Raw genomic sequence first — 20,126 nt, 5'->3', positions numbered from 1 at the left:
CATCAAGCCTTCAGCGTTTCGCCGGTCAGGCGCTCGAGCGCTTCGACGTATTTGGCACGGGTGTTGGCGATGACGTCACTTGGCACGGTCGGCGCTGGCGCGGCCTTGTTCCAGTCGGTCAGCGTTTCCAGATAATCGCGCACGAATTGCTTGTCGTACGACGGCGGCGACATGCCGACCTGGTAGCTCGACATCGGCCAGAAGCGCGAGGAGTCCGGTGTAAGGATTTCATCGATCAGGTGCACGGTGCCGTGCTCGTCCAGGCCGAATTCGAACTTGGTGTCGGCGATGATGATACCGCGCGTGGCCGCGTATTCGGCGGCGGCGGTGTAGAGCTTGATCGCGTAGTCGCGCACCTGGGTGGCGATGTCGGCGCCGACGATCTTCTGGGCTTCGTCGAACGAAATGTTTTCGTCATGGGCGCCGGCCGGGGCCTTGGTCGATGGCGTGAACAGCACGTTCGGCAATTTTTGCGCTTCCTGCAGGCCGGCCGGCAAATCGATGCCGCAGACCTTGCCGGTTTTCTGGTAATCCTTCCAGCCGGAACCGATCAGGTAACCGCGCACGATGGCTTCGATGCCCAGCGGGGTCATTTTCCTGACCACGATGGCGCGTCCTTCGACCTGCGCGCGTTCCTCGGGCGACACGAGCGAGACCGGATCGATGCCGGTGTCGTGGTTGGGCATCAGGTCCTTGTACTTGGCGAACCAGAAATTGGACATGGCCGTCAGGATCTTGCCCTTTTCGGGGATCGGCTCATTCAAAATGACGTCGAAGGCGGACAGGCGGTCGGTCTGGATGACCAGCAATTTGTCGTCGCCAACGGCGTAAATGTCGCGGACTTTCCCACGGTGCAGGAAAGGCAGGGACTTCAGGTTTGTTTCGAGAACGCCAGACATGTGAATCCTTGAGGTGGTTAGGGCAGCCAGCCCGGCTTGCTATCGGTATGCAATTCATCTGTCACCAGGCCTTCGTAGGGCGTGTCGAAGGTGCCGAGGGTGACGGCGATACGGCTGCTGTGCTCGGCCATCTGCCAGGTCAGGTTGGCGCCGCACACGCCGCAGAACGTACGCTCCACGCCGGGCGAGGACGCGTAGCGCGTGATCGCCTCAAGCCCGGCGACGATGCGCAGTGCCGAGGAAGCCACGTTGGCATAGGGGCCGTTGGCCGCGCCATGCTGCTTCTGGCACATGGTGCACCAGCAGATACTGGCGTGGTCAACGTCGCCGTGGATTTCGTAGCGGACCGCGCCGCAGAGGCAGCTGCCTGTGTACATGATGAAAGATGGTCAAAAAAACAGCGATAATGACAGGACAAAAACACACGCGCCCAAAGGCGCGTGCGGGTGTTACGGTTTATTCGTACTGCAAAACATCCTGCAGTTTACTTCACGATCTGGGCCAGCTCGCCTTTTTTGTAACGCTCGGCCATCTGGTCCATGGTCATGACCTTGATCTTGGCGGCCTGGCCTTCGCAGCCGAACGACAGGAAGCGCGCCTTGCAGATCTCGGTCGCCGCTTCGCGCGCAGGTTTCAGGAAGTCGCGCGGGTCGAACTTGGATGGGTTCTCGAACATGTACTTGCGCACGGCCGCGGTCATCGCCAGGCGGATATCGGTGTCGATGTTGATCTTGCGAACGCCGTGACGGATGCCTTCCTGAATTTCTTCGATCGGCACGCCGTAGGTTTCCTTCATGTCGCCGCCGAATTCGCGGATGATGGCCAGCAGTTCTTGCGGCACCGACGAGGAGCCGTGCATCACCAGGTGGGTGTTGGGGATGCGCGCGTGGATTTCCTTGATGCGGTCGATGGCGAGGATATCGCCGGTCGGCTTGCGCGTGAACTTGTAGGCGCCGTGCGAGGTGCCGATGGCGATTGCCAGCGCGTCGCACTGGGTGCGCTGCACGAAGTCGGCGGCTTGCGCCACGTCGGTGAGCAACTGTTCGCGGGTCATCAGGCCGTCGGCGCCGTGGCCGTCTTCCTTGTCGCCCTTCATGGTTTCGAGCGAACCGAGCACGCCCAGTTCGGCTTCGACGGTCACGCCGATCGAGTGCGCGAATTTCACCACTTCACGCGACACGTCGACGTTGTACTCGTAGGAAGCGACGCTCTTGCCGTCGGCTTCGAGCGAACCGTCCATCATCACCGAGGTGAAGCCGGAGCGGATGGCGGTCATGCAGACCGCCGGCGACTGGCCGTGATCCTGGTGCATGACGACCGGAATGTGCGGATACGCTTCGACGGCGGCATCGATCAGGTGGCGCAGGAAGGCTTCGCCGGCATACTTGCGCGCGCCAGCGGACGCTTGCATGATGACTGGCGAGCCGACCGCGTCGGCGGCAGCCATGATGGCCTGCACCTGTTCGAGGTTGTTGACGTTGAACGCAGGCAGGCCATAACCGTTTTCGGCGGCATGGTCCAGCAGTTGACGCATGGATACGAGGGACATGGTAATACTCCAAACAATAGAAACCGGTTTTGCTGCCACGGGAGCGCAGACCGCGCGGGTAGCGCGCAACGCTTGTGAACAGCGGCGGCGGGGGCTGTGATTCAGCCGCGGCCGCACATTCGATGCATGCCGCGCCCACCCGGGGCGCGGCGAAATTCAATTAACCAAACTCGCCGACGCGCACGATCTTCAGTGCGTTGGTGCCGCCGACCTGCCCCATCGGTTCGCCCCAGGTGACGACGATCATGTCACCTTTTTTGACGATTCCTTTGGCGACCATCAAATCCTCGGCCTGCTTGAGCACCGCCGTGCTGTCGCCTTCCTGCATCAGGTTGTAGGCGCGCACATTGCGGTACAGCGCAGCCTTGCGGTGCGTGGTGGTGCTCGGCGTGAGCGCGTAGATCGGCGTATCGATGCTGTGACGGCTCATCCACAAGGCGGTCGAACCGGACTCGGTCAGGGCCACGATGGCTTTCACGCGCAAGTGGTGCGCGGTGAACAGGGCGCCGTAGGCGATCGACTGGTCGATGCGGGTAAAGGTCACGTTGAGGAAGTCGGCGTCGAGCTTGTTGTACTCGGACTGCTCCGCTTCCAGGCAGATCGCGGCCATCATTTCGACCGTTTCGATCGGGTAGCGGCCGGACGCGGTTTCGGCCGAGGTCATGACGGCATCGGTGCCGTCGAGCACGGCGTTGGCGACGTCGGACACTTCGGCGCGGGTCGGCACGGCGTTGACGATCATCGATTCCATCATCTGGGTGGCGGTGATGGCCAGCTTGTTCGATTCACGCGCCATGCGGATCATGCGTTTTTGCAGCGCCGGCACGGCGGCGTTGCCCACTTCCACCGCCAGGTCGCCACGGGCGACCATGATGCCGTCGGAAGCGTCCAGGATTTCCTGCAGCACGGGAATGGCTTCGGCGCGCTCGATCTTGGCGATCATCATCGGCTTGTGGTGGAACGGTTCGCCGGCGATATTGGCCAGCTGGCGCGCCATTTCCATGTCGGTCGCGCTTTTCGGGAAGGAAATGGCGAGATAGTCGGCCTGGAAACTCATGGCCGTCTTGATGTCTTCCATGTCCTTGGCGGTCAGGGCCGGCGCGGTCAGGCCGCCGCCCTGGCGGTTGATGCCCTTGTTGTTGGACAGTTCGCCGCCCACTTTGACGACGGTGAAAATCTCGTGCGCCAGGATGCGCTCGACCACCAGCACGATCAAGCCATCGTTGAGCAAGAGCTTGTCGCCGGGACGCACGTCGCGCGGCAAGGCTTTGTAGTCGAGGCCGACGCGTTCCTGGTTGCCCAGTTCGCCGTTCTCGCCCCACTTGGCGTCGAGGATGAACTTCTCGCCGTTTTCCAGGAAAATCTTGCCCTGTTCAAATTTACCTACACGAATCTTGGGACCCTGCATGTCCGCCATGATCGCCACTTCGCGCCCGCACTGGGCGGCGGCGCGCCGCACCAGGTTGGCGCGGTCGATGTGGTCCTGCGCCTTGCCATGCGAAAAATTCAGCCGGACGACATCGACACCCGCTTCGATCATGCGGACGAGAATATCGAAATCGGTCGAAGCCGGGCCAATCGTTGCGACGATCTTGGTACCACGAAACATAGAGTGTCCTTGAAGTGAAAGCGCAGCCGGGAGGGCTGCGCTGTGGGCTTACTGGGAACTGCGTTGTAACAGGATTTCAACTGCCGGCAGGGTTTTTCCTTCGAGGAATTCGAGGAAGGCGCCACCGCCCGTGGAGATATAGCCAATTTTATCGCTGATCGCGTATTTTGCAATCGCGGCCAGGGTGTCGCCGCCGCCGGCGATGGAAAATGCGTTGGAATCGGCAATGGCCAGCGCCAAGGTTTTGGTGCCTTCGCCGAACTGGTCGAATTCGAACACGCCGACCGGGCCGTTCCAGACGATGGTGCCGGCCTTGGCGATCTGCTCGGCCAGCATGGCCGCCGTTTTCGGGCCGATGTCGAGGATCATGTCGTCGTCAGCCACATCCGCCACATCCTTGACGGTGGCCGCCGCCGTTGGCAAAAATTCCTTGGCGCACACGACGTCGACGGGAATCGGCACCTGGGCGCCGCGCGCGGCCATCATGTCGATGATGGCTTTCGCTTCGGCGACCAGCTCGGCTTCGGCCAGCGACTTGCCGATGTTCAGGCCGACGGCCTTCATGAAGGTGTTGGCGATGCCGCCGCCGACGATCAGGTTGTCGACCTTGTCGGCCAGGGCCTTGAGGATCGACAGCTTGGACGACACCTTGGAACCGGCCACGATGGCCAGCAGCGGACGGTTGGGGGCGCCCAGCGCCTTGCCCAGTGCGTCCAGTTCGGCGGCCAGCAGCGGGCCGGCGCACACCACCGGCGCGAATTTCGCGATGCCGTGGGTGGTCGCTTCGGCGCGGTGGGCAGTGCCGAAGGCATCGTTCACATAGATATCGCACAGCTTGGCCATCTTCTGGGCCAGCTCGTCCGCATTCTTCTTTTCGCCCTTGTTGACGCGGCAGTTTTCCAGCAGCACGACCTGGCCGGCAGCGACGTCAACACCATCGACCCAGTTTTGCTTGAGTTCGACCGGTTGGCCCAGCAGTTCGGCCAGGCGCGCGGCGACTGGCGCCAGGCTGTCTTCCGGCTTGAATTCGCCTTCCGTCGGACGGCCCAGGTGCGAGGTGACCATGACGGCGGCGCCAGCCTTGATGGCGGCGGCAATCGCCGGCACGGATGCGCGGATGCGGGTGTCTTCGGTGATCTTGCCGGCGTCATCCTGCGGCACGTTGAGGTCGGCGCGGATGAACACGCGCTTGCCCTGCAGGGCGTTTTGATCGATCAGGTCTTGCAAACGGGTGAAATTCAGAACAGCGTGCATTGGCGATCCACGAGTCAAATGATGAAAGAACGCTATTTTACCGCAAGCCCAGCCCGAAAACCCTACTGTAACCAGATACGCAATGCTGTAAAGAACAGCATGCCGAAAATGATGGTTTCAAGCATATTTCTTCGCAGCAGGTAATAGCCGGTCGCGGCCAGTCCGGCGATCAGCTTGTAGTTGTCCAGGTCCAATTGCAATTGCCCGGCGTTACCCAGAAACAAGTCGGGTGCGATGATGGCCGCCAGCGCGCAGGCCGGGGCGAAACGCAACATTTCCTGGACCCGCTTGGGGATGGTGATGTGGTGGCCGATCAGCCAGAACGAGCTGCGCGTGGCGGCGGTGGCAAAGGCCAGGGCCACGATGGTGATCCAGATGTCGAGGTCAGACATGGGGCTCTCCCTTGGCGGCGAGGGCTTTCCGGGTCCGTTTTTCGTTCAGTTCCTGCACCGTCATGGCGGTCAGCATGCCGAGCAGGACGGCGGCCAGCAAGCCCAGCTTGTACGGCAGTTCGTTGGCCAGCACGGCGGTGGCGCCGGCCACCAGCACCCCGCACAGGGCGGCCCGGTTGATGGTCAGGGGAATCATGATGCAGAGAATGGCCAGGGTGCCGGCAAAGCCCAGGCCCCACTCGGTCGGCACCGCGCTGCCCAGGAACACGCCGGCGATCGAGCCGACCTGCCACGAGACCCAGTTCGGATACAGCAAGCCCTTGAGGTAAGACACCTTGCCGTGGGCCGGTTCTTCGCTGGGGAAACGCTGCAGGAACAAGGCCACCGTCAGGTCGCCCGCGGTGTAGCCGAGCAAAAAGCGCTTTTGCCACGGCAGGTGGGCGAAATGGGGGGCCAGCAAGGCGGAAAAGATGACGAAACGCAGATTGACCACCAGCGCGGTGGCGAACACCACCCAGATGGGCGCATCGGCCGCAATCAGGGGGAGCGAGGCCAGCTGGGCCGAACCGCCGAAGACGATCAGGGTCATGCCCAGCGCTTGCGGCACCGTCAGGCCGCTCTTGACCATCGCAATGCCCACCACCAGGCCCCACGCACCAATGCCGAACAGGGTCGGCAGGCCGGTCTTGAACGCTTCGCGCCAGATGGCCTGGTCTTCATCGGCGGGACGCAGCGCGGCCGAAGGCGGAGTCACGTCATTCATGTGGTTTTCTTGCCACAACAGGGTCTGGCAACTGGTACAAATGAAACAATGCGGTCTGGCATGAAGCGCAATCAGTGTGAGCGCCGAAACGCTTGTTTTCATAGGGAAACAAGCGAACACGGCCGTAATTCGGTCAGACTATTTTACCGATCATTTCGGCTAATTGCCCGAATCCGCTAAAATCGAGGTTTTGCATGCCTGACGGAGAATCCATGAACGCCACGAAAACGCCAGCGGTAGAACTCGGCGACAAAGACTTGCCAGCCCATTGCCCCAATCCGGCGATGACGCTGTGGTCGTCCCATCCGCGCGTCTTCCTCGATTTCGGCCATGATGGCCTGGCCAAGTGCCCGTACTGCGGCACCGAATACCGCCTGAAGCCGGGCACGGTGATGGCGCACCACTAAGCTGTCCCTCCCGGCCCCCTCCCCCACACATTGCCGAGGCCGCATGAAACGACGCAAACAACTCAACGGAAGCGCGGCCGAGGTCGAAGCCGCGTTCTATGAAGCGCTCAACCGTGCCGACATCGAGGCGCTGATGCTGCTGTGGGCCGATGACGAGGAAATCGTCTGCATCCACCCGGGCGGGCCGCGCCTGCTCGGGCATGCGGCGATCCAGGCGTCGTGGGAGGCGATCCTGGAGCGGGGCGCGCTGCAGATCCGGCCGTCGCAGCTGCACGAGACGCATAATTTGATGAGTTCGGTTCACACCGTCATCGAAGGCGTGACCTCGACCGGCAGCGAGCCGGCCCATCTGCTGGCCACCAACGTGTATATCAAAACGCCGCAGGGCTGGCGCATCGTGCTGCACCATGTGTCGGTCGCGCCGGGCGTGGCGCCGGCGCACGAGCATCCGACCTCCAGCCTGCACTGAGTTCAGCGCTGCCGATGCCCTACACATCGCCCCTGTGGCTGCCCGGCGGGCATCTGCAAACCATGTATCCGGCCCTGGCCATTGCACGCCCTGCGGTGGCGTTCCGGCGCGAGCGCTGGGAGGCGCAGGACGGCGACTTCGTCGATGTCGATTTCGTCGATGGCGAACCGGGCAAACCGTTGGTGGTGCTGTTCCACGGGCTGGAAGGCTCGTCCGCCAGCCATTACGCGCGCGCCTTGATGGCGGCCGTCGCCGCGCGCGGCTGGTCGGGCGCGGTGCCGCACTTTCGCGGCTGCTCGGGCGAGCCGAACCGGGCCCCGCGTTTTTATCATTCGGGCGACGCGGGCGAAGTCGACTGGATCGTGCGGCGTTTGCGCGGACGCACGCAAGGCAAGCTGTACGCGGCCGGTGTCTCGCTGGGCGGCAACGCGCTGCTGCGCTGGCTGGGCGAGTCGCAGCATCAGGCCGGGATTGTCGATGCGGCGGTGGCGGTATCGGCGCCGCTCGACCTGGCGCGCGGGGGCGAGTCGCTCTCGTCCGGACTGAACATGGTGTACACGCGCATGTTTCTCAAGACGCTCAAGCCCAAGTGCCTGGCCAAGCTGGCGCAGTTTCCGGGACTGTTCGACCGCGACGCGCTCATGGCCGCGCGCGACCTGTACGCCTTCGACAATGTGGTCACCGCGCCGCTGCACGGCTACCGCGATACCGACGATTACTGGCACCGCGCCAGCGCCAAGCATGTGCTGGGCGACATCACGGTACCCACTCTCGTGCTCAATGCGCGCAACGATCCGTTTCTGCCGGGGAGGTATCTGCCGAAGACCGCTTCGCGCGCGGTGACGCTGGAGTATCCGGAGCATGGGGGGCATGTGGGTTTTGCGGTCGGCAATTTGCCGGGCCGGCTGGACTGGCTGCCGCGCCGCATCCTGCGTTTTTTCGACACGGTACAGGTGTCGCATAGCGTGTCGCATAGCGCGACGCGCGCGCCAGGTGCGGACGAACTATGCGAAGCTGCCGCCCATGGATGATATTGTTAAAAAAGCGATGGCCAAATGGCCGGATGTGCCGCATTGCTACGGCTGGCTGGCACTCGATGCGCGCGGCGCCTGGCGCATGCGCGACGAACGGGCCCAGCATCTGAACCTGCCCGGCGACAAGGTGGTGCAGACGGCGCTGCTCGGTTTCATCAACCGCAACTACATGGCCGACGAGCGCGGCTGCTGGTATTTCCAGAACGGGCCGCAGCGCGTGTTCGTCAACCTGGAAGCGACGCCGTATATCGCGCGCACCGATCCGGCGCATGGGCTGGTGCTGCACACGGGCGAGGCGGTCGATGCGATCGGACGCGCGTGGATGACGGAGCGCGGCGAGTTGATCGTCTCCTGCGCCGGCAAGACCGCGCAGGTCGATGACCGCGATGTGGCGCAGCTGATGGCGGCGCTTGACATCGACGGAGACAGCGCGTCCGATGAGGCGCTGATGGGCTGGCTGGAAGGCGGCGCCGGCCAGTTGACGCTGCGTTACAAGGACCAGGCGGCGCCGGTCGAACGGATTGCGCGCGAGCAGGTGGCGGGGCAGTTGCAGTTTGTACGGATGCCATCTCCGTAAGGCAATGGCGTCGATTGACGCACCATCACTTCTGCCACTGCCGCACATGGCGCCGATGCTGCATGACGATGCGTCGGTGGGCCACTCAGCTTGCGTGCAGAGCACCGCGCGCGCCTGAGGCAGCGCAAAGGCTGGGCAGGGACGCTCGCTACAATGCCCCATGCCCGCTCTTCACGACCTCGGATACCGTTCGCTGTTCGCCCACCCGGAACTGGTGCGCGAACTGATCACGGATTTTACTTCCTTCAAGCTGCTTGATGACGTTGCGCTGTCAGCCTTCGAGCGGGTCAATCCGGCGTATGTGAGCGAGCGCCTGTCGGCCCGCGAGGATGACATCGTCTGGCGCGTGCGGCTGGGCGACGAGTTTCTTTACGTGTACATCCTGGTCGAATGCCAGTCGGGCGTGGACCGCTGGATGGCCTTGCGCATGCAAACCTACATCGGCTTGCTGTACCAGGATCTGGTCAAGCGCCACGAATTGTCGCCGGGCTTGCTGTTGCCGCCGGTACTGCCGCTGGTGTTCTACAACGGTTCGCCGCACTGGAGCGCCAGCATGGACTTGGCCGGACTCCTCATGCAAGCGCCCGCCGAGCTGGCGGCGTTGCAGCCATCCCAGCGCTACGTGCTGATCGACCAGCAACGCCTCGATAGAACGGCGCTGGAAGCGAATGCCAGCTTGCTGGCGCTGCTGTTCCGGCTTGAACTTTCACTCGTTCCCGATGTCTTAAACAATGTCGCGCCTGCGCTGACGACATGGTTCAATAGCGCCCCGCAGGCCAGCCTGCGGCGCTCGGTACAGGTATGGGTAAACGGTTTGCTGGCACGCGGAACCGGCAAACCCGCATTGTTCACGTTTGATAGTGTGGAGGAGGATGATGACATGGGAGGCAAACTTGCAACCTGGGCCGAGCAGCTCGATGAGATCGGCTTTCAAAGAGGAAGCGCCAAAGGCAAGGCTGAAGGGGAAATAGCAGCACTGCGCGGGGTACTGGAAAGTCTGTTGCGCATCAAGTTCCGCGACGTTCCGGAACCGGTCATGAAACGTATTGAGCAAGCCTCGAAAGCAGAACATCATCGATGGATCGAGCACAGCGTCAACGCCCCCAGCCTGCAAGCGCTCTTTAGCGATGATGCAGGCAACACGCAAGGTCAGCCTGGCTGAGGCCAGACGAGCCATCATTTACGCCGCGTGAATGATCGGGCGGCACAGCGTTTCGCTTCTGGCGCGGCGCCGCATCGGTCAGCATCCGGTTATTTCTTTGCGTCCTTCATCTCTTCACGCCGGCGTGCCTGCAATTCGCGTTCGCGCGCATCGATCACCGCCATATCGTAGAACGAAGCATCGCTGGCTTTGCGCGCAATGGACAACTGGTCGAGCGCGGCCAGCATGCCGCCGCTGAGCGCATACGATTCGGCCAGGGCCAGGTGTTGCAACGCGATCTTGCCCTGCGCCGCATAGGTCTTGGCCAGCAACTCATGCAATTTCGGCTCCTCGCGGTACAGCTGCACCTGGTCGCGCAGGAAGCGCGCGGCATCGTCGAGCTTGCCGTTGACGATCATCGCGTCCGCGTACTGGCGCGCAATGCCGCGCGAGAGCGGATAGCGCAGATGCGCCTGATCGGCATCCTTGAGCGCCTGCTGCTTGACCAGCGCCGGCTGGCCGGACGCAAGCTTGATTTCCAGCGCCAGGCTGGCGAACATGGCGGCGCCGTCGGAACTGGCTTGTCCCGTTGAAAACACGGCGCCTTCGGCCGGACGCACGCTACCGCGCGCCTTGTCGAGCCAGGTCTGGGCCTTGGCCAGGTCGCCTTTTTTGAGGGCCAGGAAAGCCAGTCCGTATTGCGCGCCGGCTTGCTGCTGGCGGCTTTGCTGGGTCAGCTGCGCGTCGAAAAACGCGGCCGCTTCCACCCGTCCCTGCGTGCTTTCATCCTGCAGCACGCGGGCGCGGGCGCGCACCAGGTGAAACTCCAGGCTGTCGACGCGCTGGCGGTACGGCGTTTCGCGGATGCGCGCCTGGATGTCGGAAATGCGCTCCGAGGTCAGCGGGTGGCTGCGCAGATAGGCCGGCATCAGGTCGCTGTAGACGCGACTGGCTGCCTGCATGCGGCCGAAAAAGGCCACCATGCCGGAGGTGTCGTACCCGCCCGCGCCCATGATCTGGAAACCGATGCGGTCGGCCTCGCGCTCGGCGTCGCGGCTGAAATTGAGCTGGCGCTGGATCTGCAAGCCCTGCCCGCCCATGAACACGCCGATCGCGGCATCGGCGCCGCCCTTGGAGGCAAGCGCGGCCAGGATCATCGCCGCCAGGGGAATGAGCGCATCCTGCTTTTGCTGGCCCAGCATGCGCGCGATGTGGCGCTGGGCCACGTGGCCGATTTCGTGCGACATGACCGAGGCCAGTTCTGACTCGGTCTGGGCCGCCAGCAGCAGCGCCGAGTGCACGGCAATGAAGCCGCCGGGCAGCGCGAAGGCGTTGAGCATGGGATCGCGCACGGCGAAGAAATAGTAGTCGGCATTGGTTTCGCCGCGCGCGCCCGGGTAGGAGGCAACCAGGCCGCTGCCGAATTCGTTGAGGTATTCGAGAATCGGATCGTCGTCGAGAAAATCATGGTCGCGCTTAATGTCGCGCATGATTTCTTCGCCCAGCCGGCGTTCGAGCACGGGCGACAAGTCTTCGCGCGCGGTGTCGCCCAAGGTGGGCAAGCTGGTGGCGTTCAGCTTATTTTGGGCGCCGGCGGGCTGCGCCAGGCCGCCCAGCGCCGACATCAGGGCGATGGACAGCAGCAGACGCGCCTTGAAACGGCGCGGCAGGCTCATGGTGGCTGGAGCGGTTTTGGATTTCACGGTGCTATGATAACCGCAACTGCGTCGCAACTGCGCGGCCTCGCATCAGCACCCGCGACTTGACTCAATTTGTTTCCCAACCGCCTTTTTTTAATCCGATGACAACCTCCCAGAACGACCAGCTTACCCACTTCGACGCCGCCGGCCAGGCCCACATGGTCGACGTCGCCAGCAAGAACGACACCCACCGCATCGCCGTGGCTGCGGGCACCATCCGCATGAAGCGGGAAACGATGGCGCTGGTGGTGGCGGGCAGCGCGAAAAAGGGCGACGTGCTCGGCATCGCGCGCATCGCCGCCATCATGGGCGCCAAGAAAACCAGCGAGCTGGTGCCGCTGTGCCATCCGCTGGCGATCACCCGGGTCGCCGTCGATTTCGAGGTCGACCAGGCGGCCAGCAGCGTGCATTGCCGCGCCCAGGTCGAAACGGTCGGCAAAACCGGGGTCGAGATGGAAGCGCTCACTGCCGTGCAGGTCGGCTTACTGACGATCTACGACATGTGCAAGGCGGTCGACCGCGGCATGGTGATGACCAATGTGCGGGTGCTGGAAAAACAGGGCGGCAAGTCGGGCGACTGGCATGCCGCGATCGATAAGTAAGCTTTGCCGCCCTCCAGGCAGAAGTAAGCGCTCACCTGCGATCACGAAGTTCGCCTACCTCACGCCCCAGCATGACACGTAGCCGCCAACATGACCTACGCGACATGATCGGCGGCCGCCACAAACATGGTCTAGGTTTTAAGCGGACAAGCCGGAGTGGTGTATTCGGCCGCAATGCCGTCCACTTCACATTTCCAGGCACCGTTGGACTCGCGCGACCAGGTGACTTTTTTATTTGCTACGCCGGCCGGACCCCCTTTGATCGTGCACGTGATACCAGTTTTTCCCTCATTGGCCGCCTCGACGCTGAGTGTGCAGTTGGCTGTTTCCGGTGTGCTGAACCGGGTGGCCTGCATGGTTTTGGCGGCATCCATGGTGGGCGTCATGACAATTTCGGCATCGATGCCGATCTTGCCGCCGCCCGCTTCGGCGACGGCCGCGCCTACTTTCGCCTTGGCGACATAATCCTGGTACATCGGCAGGGCGATGGCCGCGAGGATGGCGAGAATGGCGACGACGATCATCAGCTCGATCAGGGTGAAGCCGCGTTGCGGAAGACAATGGACCCATTTTATTGATTTCATGTTGCTGCTCCAATGAAGTTAAATGCATTGAGATACGGCGCGGCCGTCGCCATGGGCGAACGGAAGCACCAGCAGTGAAACAAGGGATTGCGTTTGAGCGAGAACTTGCTCAGGGAAAGCTACCTGCGAAGCGATACTCGACAGGCGAACCTGTTCGACCGGCGGCGGGGCCAGGTAGTTCAGCAATAAGCGAGGGAATTTGATGCGAACGGCCCGGAGCCGGGCGGCGAAAACTGAGGACGGAGGCTAAGCAACGCAGCCCAGTGCTTGCCGGATGGCGCACTGGGCTTCATTAAGTGATCACTTACATCACGGCGGGCACGACGGGGTGGTATGCGCGACAGCGATGCCGATGGCTTTACAGGTCCAGTTGCCGGTCGTGGCACGCGACCAGGTGACGGTTTTCCCCGTCACAGACGCGGGACCGCCTTTGATCGTGCAACTGATGGCGACAGCCCCGGCGGCAGCGGCCGTGGTGGTGATCGTGCAATTGATCGATTCAGCCTGCATTTTGGTGGCCTGCATGGTAGCGGCGGCAGTCATATTGGGGATAAGCATGACCTCGCTATCGATCCCGGTTCTGCCGCCGGCGGATTCTTCCACCGCCGCGCTCACCTTGGACTTGGCCACGTAATCCTGGTACGCCGGAAGGGCTACCGCTGCCAGCACGCCAATGATGGCGACAACGATCATCAGTTCGATCAGCGTGAAGCCGGCCTGGGCCGAATTTGCATTGGAATGGTGTGATTTCATCGTGCCATCTGGATAAGAAGTTGCATACGTCCGCGCTGGGAGAACCGTTGACAGGACCGTCATGAATTTTGAGGAGAGGAAAACTGGAAACGCGCGGTCGGGGTATTGGTAGGTCGTTATTGCAACATCCGGTCGGTTCGGCTGTGTACCGCAGGGCCGAAGGAGAAGCACTTATGATAAGGCCTCTTACGGGAAGTCCCGGAAGAGGCCTGAAACTTGTCATCGTATGTCTATCACGTCAATAGAAACCTAAACAAGCTTTGGACATGCCCCACAGCAAGATGCTGTCGGGGCTATGTCAGATTATTGGCACTCTTTTGGTTTGTATTTTGCGTCAGCATTGCTGGAGCAGGTCCAAGCGCCGGTATCTGCACGGGTCCAGGTAACGGTTTTGCCCAGAACAGCAGTGTTACCCAGCAAGGTGCAGGTAATCGTGCCGGCGCCGGTTACAGCAACGTTCGCAGCAATCCCGGAGCAACGCGTGGTAACAGGGAGCAGACCGATTTCAGCAGGGCCAGCAACAGCGTCGCCGCCTGCCAGTTTGGTCTCGACGTTCACTTTACCTGGGGTGATTTCAGCCAGGCCAGCACCAACTTGCGACTTAGCAACATAGTCCTGATATGCTGGCAGTGCAACTGCAGCCAGGATACCGATAATCGCAACAACGATCATCAGTTCGATCAGGGTAAAACCGGCTTGTGCCTTCTTCATCATTTTCATCGATTTCATTTTACTACTCCTAGTTGGGATTAATTCGGAACTTGTGAACCGCACTTGGGTATATGCAAGCGCCGTGCCAGCTTCATTTTCTGGCACAACATCCGTGTATCCCCGCTGTAGCGATGTAAATTTGACAATTTCTGGCGTATCACTGACAGGTTTTGGCAACCTGGTATGCCGTTTTTTGTCATATGGCATGTTTTGAGCATATTTTGAGCAAAAAATTGCCAGCCTACGTGTGCCTGACCTGCTCAACGCTAGCATGCGCTGCCTTCCCTGTACCTGGTCCTTCGCTCTAGTCCAATGAAAAATTACCGAGCAGCGATTCCTGTCTGCGGCGTGAACCAGCGGTTTCAGCACAAGGCAAACAGAATTGACTTGGCGGGACGCGGGACAGAACAGTAAGCCGGAAGATGCGTTCAACTGCGGGAGGGGCGGCGCCAGAGAAGGCGGCATGCCTGAGTCAGCGAGAAGCGCCCGAAGTTTGAGATGGGGTCGGGGTTGGCAGAGACGGCAGGACAAGCAAACGAGGTCGGTACGAGAAGTGTCGGTGCCGCCCTTCGTACGGCGGATGGTCAGTGCCAGGAACGTGCATCACGCTGTTGCGCGCCCGGCGGTCAGTGAGTCAGACGGCCCGGCGCGCTTCGTATCATTGCGAATTGCAAGTGCTTATCATGAAGGAGAAGGTCGGCTAAGGGATGCAACAACGACGCCACCAATGCAAAAGCCCCCTGGATCAGGGGGCTTGGCTGTTCAAACGCGAATCACGTACATCCTTTTGGCTTGACATTGGCATTGAGCGTGGAGCTGCACGTCCAGATATTTCCACCCGCACCGCCGGTCGGGGTTCGGGTCAAGGTGATCAGAAACCCCGCAACTTGCGTGTTGCCTTTTAATGCGCACTCAAGCGTCGTGGCACCGGAGGGATCGAGCGAAACGGTAACGGTGCAACGTTGCGTATTCGTATGCATCCCTATATCCTCCGGCACCGAAATGGTGGTGTCAACGCCCTCCGCCATTTTCGCTTCCACGATGACCTTTCCGGCGGAGACTTCTGCCAGACCCGTCATCGCTTGCGACCTTGCAATGTAGTTCTGATACGCCGGCAGCGCAACGCTGGCCAGAATGCCGATAATGGCTACCACAATCATCAGTTCGATCAGCGTAAAGCCGGCCTGAACGCGATTGCGCATGTTCGTCGATTTCATATTATTCCCTCATTGCAGACAAAATTGCCTTGCATAAACCATTCTGAGAACATTGCAATCGCCGTGCCAGCGCTTTTCGCAGTTTTTGGCGTGTCGCTACCCTGATTGTGCAAGAAAGTGTCAGCCTGTGCTGCCGGGAATACAAAAATTGTCAGCTGGGTGCGACACTTTTTGCCACATTGCAACTTCAGGCATGAGGGAAATGGATAAGGTGGCTACTCCGGTGTCAGGCAAAACACCATGTCGGCCCCGGCCAGCTCGATTGCGTCGCCGTGCTGCAGCCGGCGCGCAGTCTTGCCCGGCGCCACGCCATTGATCAGAGGTGCCACGCTGCCGTCCACATGGGCCAGATAATACGCGCCGTTCTGGCGCGTGATCGCCACCACCTGCACGCCCGGCTTGCCCAGGGTCGACAGCGGCTTGGTCAGCACCAGACGCTTGCCGGCATTCGGTCCGGTTTTTACCTCGATCGATGCGACCATGGATACCTCCACGGCATGCGCTTCGGGTGCCGCGCGCCGCGGCCCGGCCATGAATTCGAGCTGGAAGCGCGCCACGACGATGGTGTCGTGATCTTCCAGCATGTGCTTGGCCACGCGCCTGCCGTTGACATAGGTGCCATTGGTGCTGCCCAGGTCTTCCAGGAAGACGTCGTCCAGGATGAACGTGAACGCCGCATGGGCGCCGCTCATGGCCGGGTGCGGGAGCACGATATCGCTGTCGGGCCTGCGCCCGAGCGTCATCCGGTCCTTGTCGAGTTCGACCTCCCGTATCACCGCGTGATCGCGCGATATGATAATTTTCGCCACTCTTGCCCTCCGTGGGGGTGACCCGCCAACGAGAACGGGGAGCCTGCGCTCCCCGTCATTATTCACTACCTTTGGCCTTGCTTACAAATTACAGCATGGCTTTCAGCAAACGCGCCATTTCCGACGGGTTTTTGGTGGCCTTGATACCGCAGGCTTCCATGATGTCCAGCTTGGCCTGTGCCGTGTCGGCGCCACCGGAAATCAGCGCGCCGGCATGGCCCATGCGCTTGCCCGGAGGGGCGGTCACGCCAGCGATGAAGCACACCACCGGCTTTTTCATGTTGTCCTTGATCCAGTAAGCCGCGTTGGCTTCGTCCGGACCGCCGATTTCGCCGATCATGATGACCGCGTCGGTATCAGGATCGTCGTTGAACATCTTCATGACGTCGATGTGCTTCAGACCATTGATCGGGTCGCCGCCGATGCCCACTGCCGACGATTGGCCCAGGCCCAGCGCGGTCAGCTGGCCGACTGCTTCGTACGTCAACGTGCCCGAACGCGAGACCACGCCGATGCGGCCCTTGCGGTGGATGTGACCTGGCATGATGCCGATCTTGATTTCGTCCGGGGTGATCAGGCCTGGGCAGTTCGGGCCCAGCAGCAGGGTCTTGGAACCGGCCTTGGCCATGCGGTCCTTGAGCGCCATCATGTCACGCACGGGAATGCCTTCGGTGATGCAGATTGCCAGGTCGAGTTCGGCTTCGACGGCTTCCCAGATCGCGGCGGCGGCGCCTGCCGGCGGCACGTAGATGACCGACACGTTGGCGCCGGTTTCTTTTTTCGCTTCCGCTACGTTAGCGAAAATAGGAATGCCTTCGAAATCTTCGCCGGCTTTCTTCGGGTTCACGCCGGCAACGAAGCATTCCTTGCCATTCGCGTAATCGCGGCACATGCGGGTGTGGAATTGACCGGTCTTGCCGGTAATCCCCTGGGTGACTACTTTTGTATCTTTATTGATCAGAATCGACATGTTTGTTCCTTCGAATTAGGCCGGATTAGGCTTTATGAGCAGCAGCAGCCGCTACCACGGCCTTGGCTGCGTCTTCCATCGTATCGGCGGCGATGATCGGCAGGCCGGAGTCGGCCAGCATCTTCTTGCCGATGTCTTCGTTGGTGCCCTTCATGCGCACAACCAGCGGCACCGTCAGGGAAACGGCCTTCGATGCGGTGATCACGCCTTCGGCGATCACGTCGCAACGCATGATGCCGCCGAAAATGTTGACCAGGATGGCTTTCAGGCCTGGATTCTTCAACATGATCTTGAACGCTTCGGTCACTTTTTCCGCCGTTGCGCCGCCGCCCACGTCGAGGAAGTTGGCAGGCTCGCCACCGAACAGCTTGATGGTGTCCATGGTGGCCATGGCCAGGCCGGCGCCGTTCACCAGGCAGCCGATGTTGCCGTCGAGCGAGATGTAAGCCAGGTCGAATTTCGAGGCTTCCACTTCGGCCGCGTCTTCTTCATCCAGGTCGCGGTAAGCGACGATGTTCGGCTGGCGATACAGGGCGTTCGAATCGAAGTTGAATTTGGCGTCGAGGGCGATGACCTTGCCGGAACCGGTCAGGATCAGCGGGTTGATTTCAGCCAGCGAAGCGTCGGTTTCCCAGTACGCCTTGTACAGGCCCTGCAGCTGAACGCGCGCGTCGGCGATCGATTCAGGCGGCACGCCGATCTTGGCCGAAATGTCGTCCGCTTCGGCGTCGGTCAGGCCGACCGATGGGTCGATCGCGATATGGTGGATTTTTTCCGGGTTCGAGTGGGCAACTTCTTCGATGTCCATGCCGCCTTCGGAGGATGCCATCAGCACCACGCGCTGGCTGACGCGGTCGGTAACCAGCGACACGTACAGTTCTTTCTTGATGTCCGCGCCTTCTTCGATCAGCAGGCGGCGCACTTTCTGGCCTTCCGGGCTGGTCTGGTGCGTGATCAGCTGCATGCCCAGGATCTGCTCTGCGTATTCCTTGACCTGTTCCATCGACTTGGCGACCTTCACGCCGCCGCCCTTGCCGCGACCGCCAGCATGGATCTGTGCCTTGACTACCCAGACCGGACCGCCGAGCGTCTCGGCTGCTTTTACAGCCTCTTCCACGGACAAGCACGGAATGCCGCGCGGTACCGTCACTCCATACTGCCGGAGGATTTCTTTGCCTTGATACTCATGGATTTTCATGCTGGCTTCCCTTCTTCTGATACTGATTTGTAGAAAATACGGTTTGAAATGCGAGAAAAAAACGGGAAAGCGAGGCTAACCCGGTACAGCTTTCGCCACCCAGCGCGGATAGTACACCGCGACGGCAGGACCCTCGGCACGCAGGGCATGGCATTTATCGATCTGGAACGGCTTATCCGGCAAGGGGTCGTGGCCGGCCCCGTCGCGGGTCTGGATCACGTCGTTGGCGTAGGCCTGGATCGCCGCGGTCGGCAGGATCTGCGCCAGTTCGCTCAGGTGCGTGCAGCCCAGCACGCCGGACAGCCGCTCTTTGACGCCAAGGCGAAAGCCCTTCATCAAGGACAGGCCGATCAATTTTTTGTAAGCCGGCGCTATGGTATCGCAGTAGCCAGGGTACGGAACGGCATCGGACGCGGCTTCGGCATCGACAATGGTCAGTTCGCGGTTGATGGTGATGCGCAGGTGCAGATTGTGCAGATAGGTGCCGCCGCTGCGTACGCCGGATGCCAGCGTCACGTCGCGTACCTTGACGTCGCTGATACGGGCGTCGAGATCCCACAGGCCATCGTCGCGCGCGAACGCTTCGACTTCGATGGCGCGCGTATGCCGTAGTGCGCGAGGGACGGGAGAAGACAGGGGCATGAAGACAAGACCAATGCCGAAATTGCGGCGTAAATAGTTGCAGCCGGTGTGCACTTCGTGCACGTTGCCGCAGCTTCTACGGCAACAACCGCTCATGCGGCGCTGCTTAAACCCCAAAAGTTTAGCACATGCGCGAGGCCAGTTGCGCTGCAACATGGTTTTTAGGGGAAAGATGCGCGAAATTTCATCGGTTGGCGCGATTTTGGTATCGACCAGGCGCTGTGGTCTAATTTGCCCGGACACCTCAATAGGTGGAAAATACACCATCTGAGGAGCAATGCATGGCGACAAGAAAACGGAAGACCTTCGACCCCGGTTTGAAGCTGGAAGTGGTACGAATGAGCAGGGACAGAGTGTCCAAAACGTCGGTGAGAGCATGGATATCGGTCCGACAGCGATTCGCCGCTGGCTGACCCAGTACAGCGCTGAGCAGAGCGGCCAGCCTGACATCGGCAAGCCACTGACTGCCGAGCAGCAGAGGGGTCCGGCAATTGGAGCTGGAAAATCAGCAACTCCGGCAGGACGTGACCATCTTAAAAAAGGCTTCGGCCTTCTTTGCCCGCGAAATGAAATGATCTATCAGCTCATTCTCCAACTGCAAAAGGAGGCCATCCCGGTCAAGCACAGCTGCCGCATCCTGGAGGTGAGCCGGTCCGGTTTTTACGAAGCGCAGCGTCGTTCTGCCAAGCCGGTCGTATGCAAGGCAAGCGTGCACCTGAAGGCGGCGTTCATGGCAAGCCATCAGAGCTACGGCAGTCGACGGCTGGTTACTGCCATGGCCAACGAGGGGTTCCAAATCGGGCGTCACAATGTGCGCAGCTTAATGCGCAAGGCGGCCTTGAGCCC

The 20,126-nt window shown here is 61.2% G+C and carries 23 protein-coding genes; 7 read left to right on the top strand and 16 right to left on the bottom strand.

Features of this window, described 5'->3' with window-relative positions:
* Positions 1 to 2: 2 nt before the first annotated feature.
* From RBA40_RS32165 to RBA40_RS32135, 7 genes are all read right to left on the bottom strand, one after another.
* Positions 3 to 899 (bottom strand): phosphoribosylaminoimidazolesuccinocarboxamide synthase, encoded by an 897-nt coding sequence (locus RBA40_RS32165; protein WP_306652870.1) that lies wholly within the window; start codon positions 897 to 899, stop codon positions 3 to 5.
* 17 nt (positions 900 to 916) lie between these two features.
* On the bottom strand, positions 917 to 1,276 hold the full coding sequence (locus RBA40_RS32160) for a GFA family protein (RefSeq protein ID WP_306652869.1): 360 nt from the start codon (positions 1,274 to 1,276) through the stop codon (positions 917 to 919).
* 107 nt (positions 1,277 to 1,383) lie between these two features.
* Positions 1,384 to 2,448, bottom strand: a complete 1,065-nt coding sequence (gene fba, locus RBA40_RS32155; protein ID WP_166877905.1) for a class II fructose-bisphosphate aldolase — start codon at positions 2,446 to 2,448, stop codon at positions 1,384 to 1,386.
* Between the two features lie 160 nt (positions 2,449 to 2,608).
* The gene (gene pyk, locus RBA40_RS32150) at positions 2,609 to 4,057 is read right to left on the bottom strand and encodes a pyruvate kinase (protein ID WP_306652868.1); all 1,449 of its coding nucleotides are present in this window, start codon (positions 4,055 to 4,057) and stop codon (positions 2,609 to 2,611) included.
* 48 nt (positions 4,058 to 4,105) lie between these two features.
* The gene (locus RBA40_RS32145; RefSeq protein WP_306652867.1) at positions 4,106 to 5,311 is read right to left on the bottom strand and encodes a phosphoglycerate kinase; all 1,206 of its coding nucleotides are present in this window, start codon (positions 5,309 to 5,311) and stop codon (positions 4,106 to 4,108) included.
* 62 nt (positions 5,312 to 5,373) lie between these two features.
* Positions 5,374 to 5,703, bottom strand: a complete 330-nt coding sequence (locus RBA40_RS32140; RefSeq protein ID WP_306652865.1) for a branched-chain amino acid transport AzlD family protein — start codon at positions 5,701 to 5,703, stop codon at positions 5,374 to 5,376.
* Positions 5,696 to 6,466, bottom strand: a complete 771-nt coding sequence (locus tag RBA40_RS32135; RefSeq protein WP_306652864.1) for an AzlC family ABC transporter permease — start codon at positions 6,464 to 6,466, stop codon at positions 5,696 to 5,698. Before RBA40_RS32135 ends, RBA40_RS32140 begins: the two co-directional genes overlap by 8 nt.
* A gap of 212 nt (positions 6,467 to 6,678) precedes the next feature.
* Between RBA40_RS32135 and RBA40_RS32130 the strand changes: the two genes are divergently transcribed.
* The 5 genes from RBA40_RS32130 to RBA40_RS32110 all read left to right on the top strand — a co-directional run bounded on the left by RBA40_RS32130 (position 6,679) and on the right by RBA40_RS32110 (position 10,115).
* Positions 6,679 to 6,873, top strand: a complete 195-nt coding sequence (locus RBA40_RS32130) for a zinc-finger domain-containing protein (RefSeq protein WP_099874977.1) — start codon at positions 6,679 to 6,681, stop codon at positions 6,871 to 6,873.
* Positions 6,874 to 6,916: 43 nt separating this feature from the next.
* A complete protein-coding gene (locus tag RBA40_RS32125; protein ID WP_099874976.1) occupies positions 6,917 to 7,342 on the top strand; it encodes a YybH family protein in 426 nt (141 codons plus the stop codon).
* A 14-nt stretch (positions 7,343 to 7,356) separates the two neighbouring features.
* Positions 7,357 to 8,373 (top strand): YheT family hydrolase, encoded by a 1,017-nt coding sequence (locus RBA40_RS32120; RefSeq protein ID WP_306652861.1) that lies wholly within the window; start codon positions 7,357 to 7,359, stop codon positions 8,371 to 8,373.
* Positions 8,366 to 8,953 (top strand): DUF2946 family protein, encoded by a 588-nt coding sequence (locus RBA40_RS32115; RefSeq protein ID WP_306652860.1) that lies wholly within the window; start codon positions 8,366 to 8,368, stop codon positions 8,951 to 8,953. Before RBA40_RS32120 ends, RBA40_RS32115 begins: the two co-directional genes overlap by 8 nt.
* A gap of 160 nt (positions 8,954 to 9,113) precedes the next feature.
* Positions 9,114 to 10,115: an Rpn family recombination-promoting nuclease/putative transposase gene (locus RBA40_RS32110; protein WP_306652859.1), complete on the top strand. Its 1,002-nt coding sequence runs from the start codon at positions 9,114 to 9,116 to the stop codon at positions 10,113 to 10,115.
* An 89-nt stretch (positions 10,116 to 10,204) separates the two neighbouring features.
* Here RBA40_RS32110 and RBA40_RS32105 read toward each other — a convergent pair whose 3' ends face one another.
* Positions 10,205 to 11,719, bottom strand: coding sequence for a beta-barrel assembly-enhancing protease (locus RBA40_RS32105; RefSeq protein WP_306652880.1), 1,515 nt, complete (start codon positions 11,717 to 11,719; stop codon positions 10,205 to 10,207).
* Between the two features lie 176 nt (positions 11,720 to 11,895).
* Here RBA40_RS32105 and moaC point away from each other — a divergent pair, with 176 nt between their 5' ends.
* Positions 11,896 to 12,396, top strand: coding sequence for a cyclic pyranopterin monophosphate synthase MoaC (gene moaC, locus RBA40_RS32100; protein WP_306652858.1), 501 nt, complete (start codon positions 11,896 to 11,898; stop codon positions 12,394 to 12,396).
* Between the two features lie 131 nt (positions 12,397 to 12,527).
* Here the strand turns inward: moaC and RBA40_RS32095 are convergent, their stop codons facing one another.
* From RBA40_RS32095 to RBA40_RS32060, 8 genes are all read right to left on the bottom strand, one after another.
* On the bottom strand, positions 12,528 to 12,920 hold the full coding sequence (locus tag RBA40_RS32095; protein WP_374710576.1) for a pilin: 393 nt from the start codon (positions 12,918 to 12,920) through the stop codon (positions 12,528 to 12,530).
* Between the two features lie 369 nt (positions 12,921 to 13,289).
* Complete coding sequence (locus tag RBA40_RS32090; RefSeq protein WP_306652856.1) at positions 13,290 to 13,733, bottom strand: pilin; 444 nt, start codon at positions 13,731 to 13,733, stop codon at positions 13,290 to 13,292.
* 303 nt (positions 13,734 to 14,036) lie between these two features.
* Complete coding sequence (locus RBA40_RS32085) at positions 14,037 to 14,462, bottom strand: pilin (protein ID WP_306652855.1); 426 nt, start codon at positions 14,460 to 14,462, stop codon at positions 14,037 to 14,039.
* A 755-nt stretch (positions 14,463 to 15,217) separates the two neighbouring features.
* Entirely contained in the window at positions 15,218 to 15,661 is a 444-nt protein-coding gene (locus RBA40_RS32080) for a pilin (protein ID WP_306652853.1), read from the bottom strand.
* Between the two features lie 215 nt (positions 15,662 to 15,876).
* Entirely contained in the window at positions 15,877 to 16,470 is a 594-nt protein-coding gene (locus tag RBA40_RS32075; RefSeq protein WP_306652851.1) for an FHA domain-containing protein, read from the bottom strand.
* An 88-nt stretch (positions 16,471 to 16,558) separates the two neighbouring features.
* The gene (sucD, locus tag RBA40_RS32070) at positions 16,559 to 17,440 is read right to left on the bottom strand and encodes a succinate--CoA ligase subunit alpha (protein ID WP_099874964.1); all 882 of its coding nucleotides are present in this window, start codon (positions 17,438 to 17,440) and stop codon (positions 16,559 to 16,561) included.
* A 25-nt stretch (positions 17,441 to 17,465) separates the two neighbouring features.
* Complete coding sequence (gene sucC / locus RBA40_RS32065) at positions 17,466 to 18,638, bottom strand: ADP-forming succinate--CoA ligase subunit beta (protein ID WP_099874963.1); 1,173 nt, start codon at positions 18,636 to 18,638, stop codon at positions 17,466 to 17,468.
* Positions 18,639 to 18,713: 75 nt separating this feature from the next.
* The gene (locus tag RBA40_RS32060; protein ID WP_306622059.1) at positions 18,714 to 19,280 is read right to left on the bottom strand and encodes a DUF2889 domain-containing protein; all 567 of its coding nucleotides are present in this window, start codon (positions 19,278 to 19,280) and stop codon (positions 18,714 to 18,716) included.
* Positions 19,281 to 19,656: 376 nt separating this feature from the next.
* Between RBA40_RS32060 and RBA40_RS32055 the strand changes: the two genes are divergently transcribed.
* Positions 19,657 to 20,126 (top strand): IS3 family transposase (locus tag RBA40_RS32055; RefSeq protein WP_306652850.1); only part of this gene is annotated, 470 nt, incomplete at its 3' end.

This window comes from Massilia pseudoviolaceinigra (assembly GCF_030846505.1).
GTDB classification, from domain to species: Bacteria; Pseudomonadota; Gammaproteobacteria; order Burkholderiales; family Burkholderiaceae_D; genus Telluria_A; species Telluria_A violaceinigra.
The sequence above is the reverse complement of the archived record's forward strand: the minus strand, read 5'-3'. Positions and strand labels throughout refer to the sequence as shown.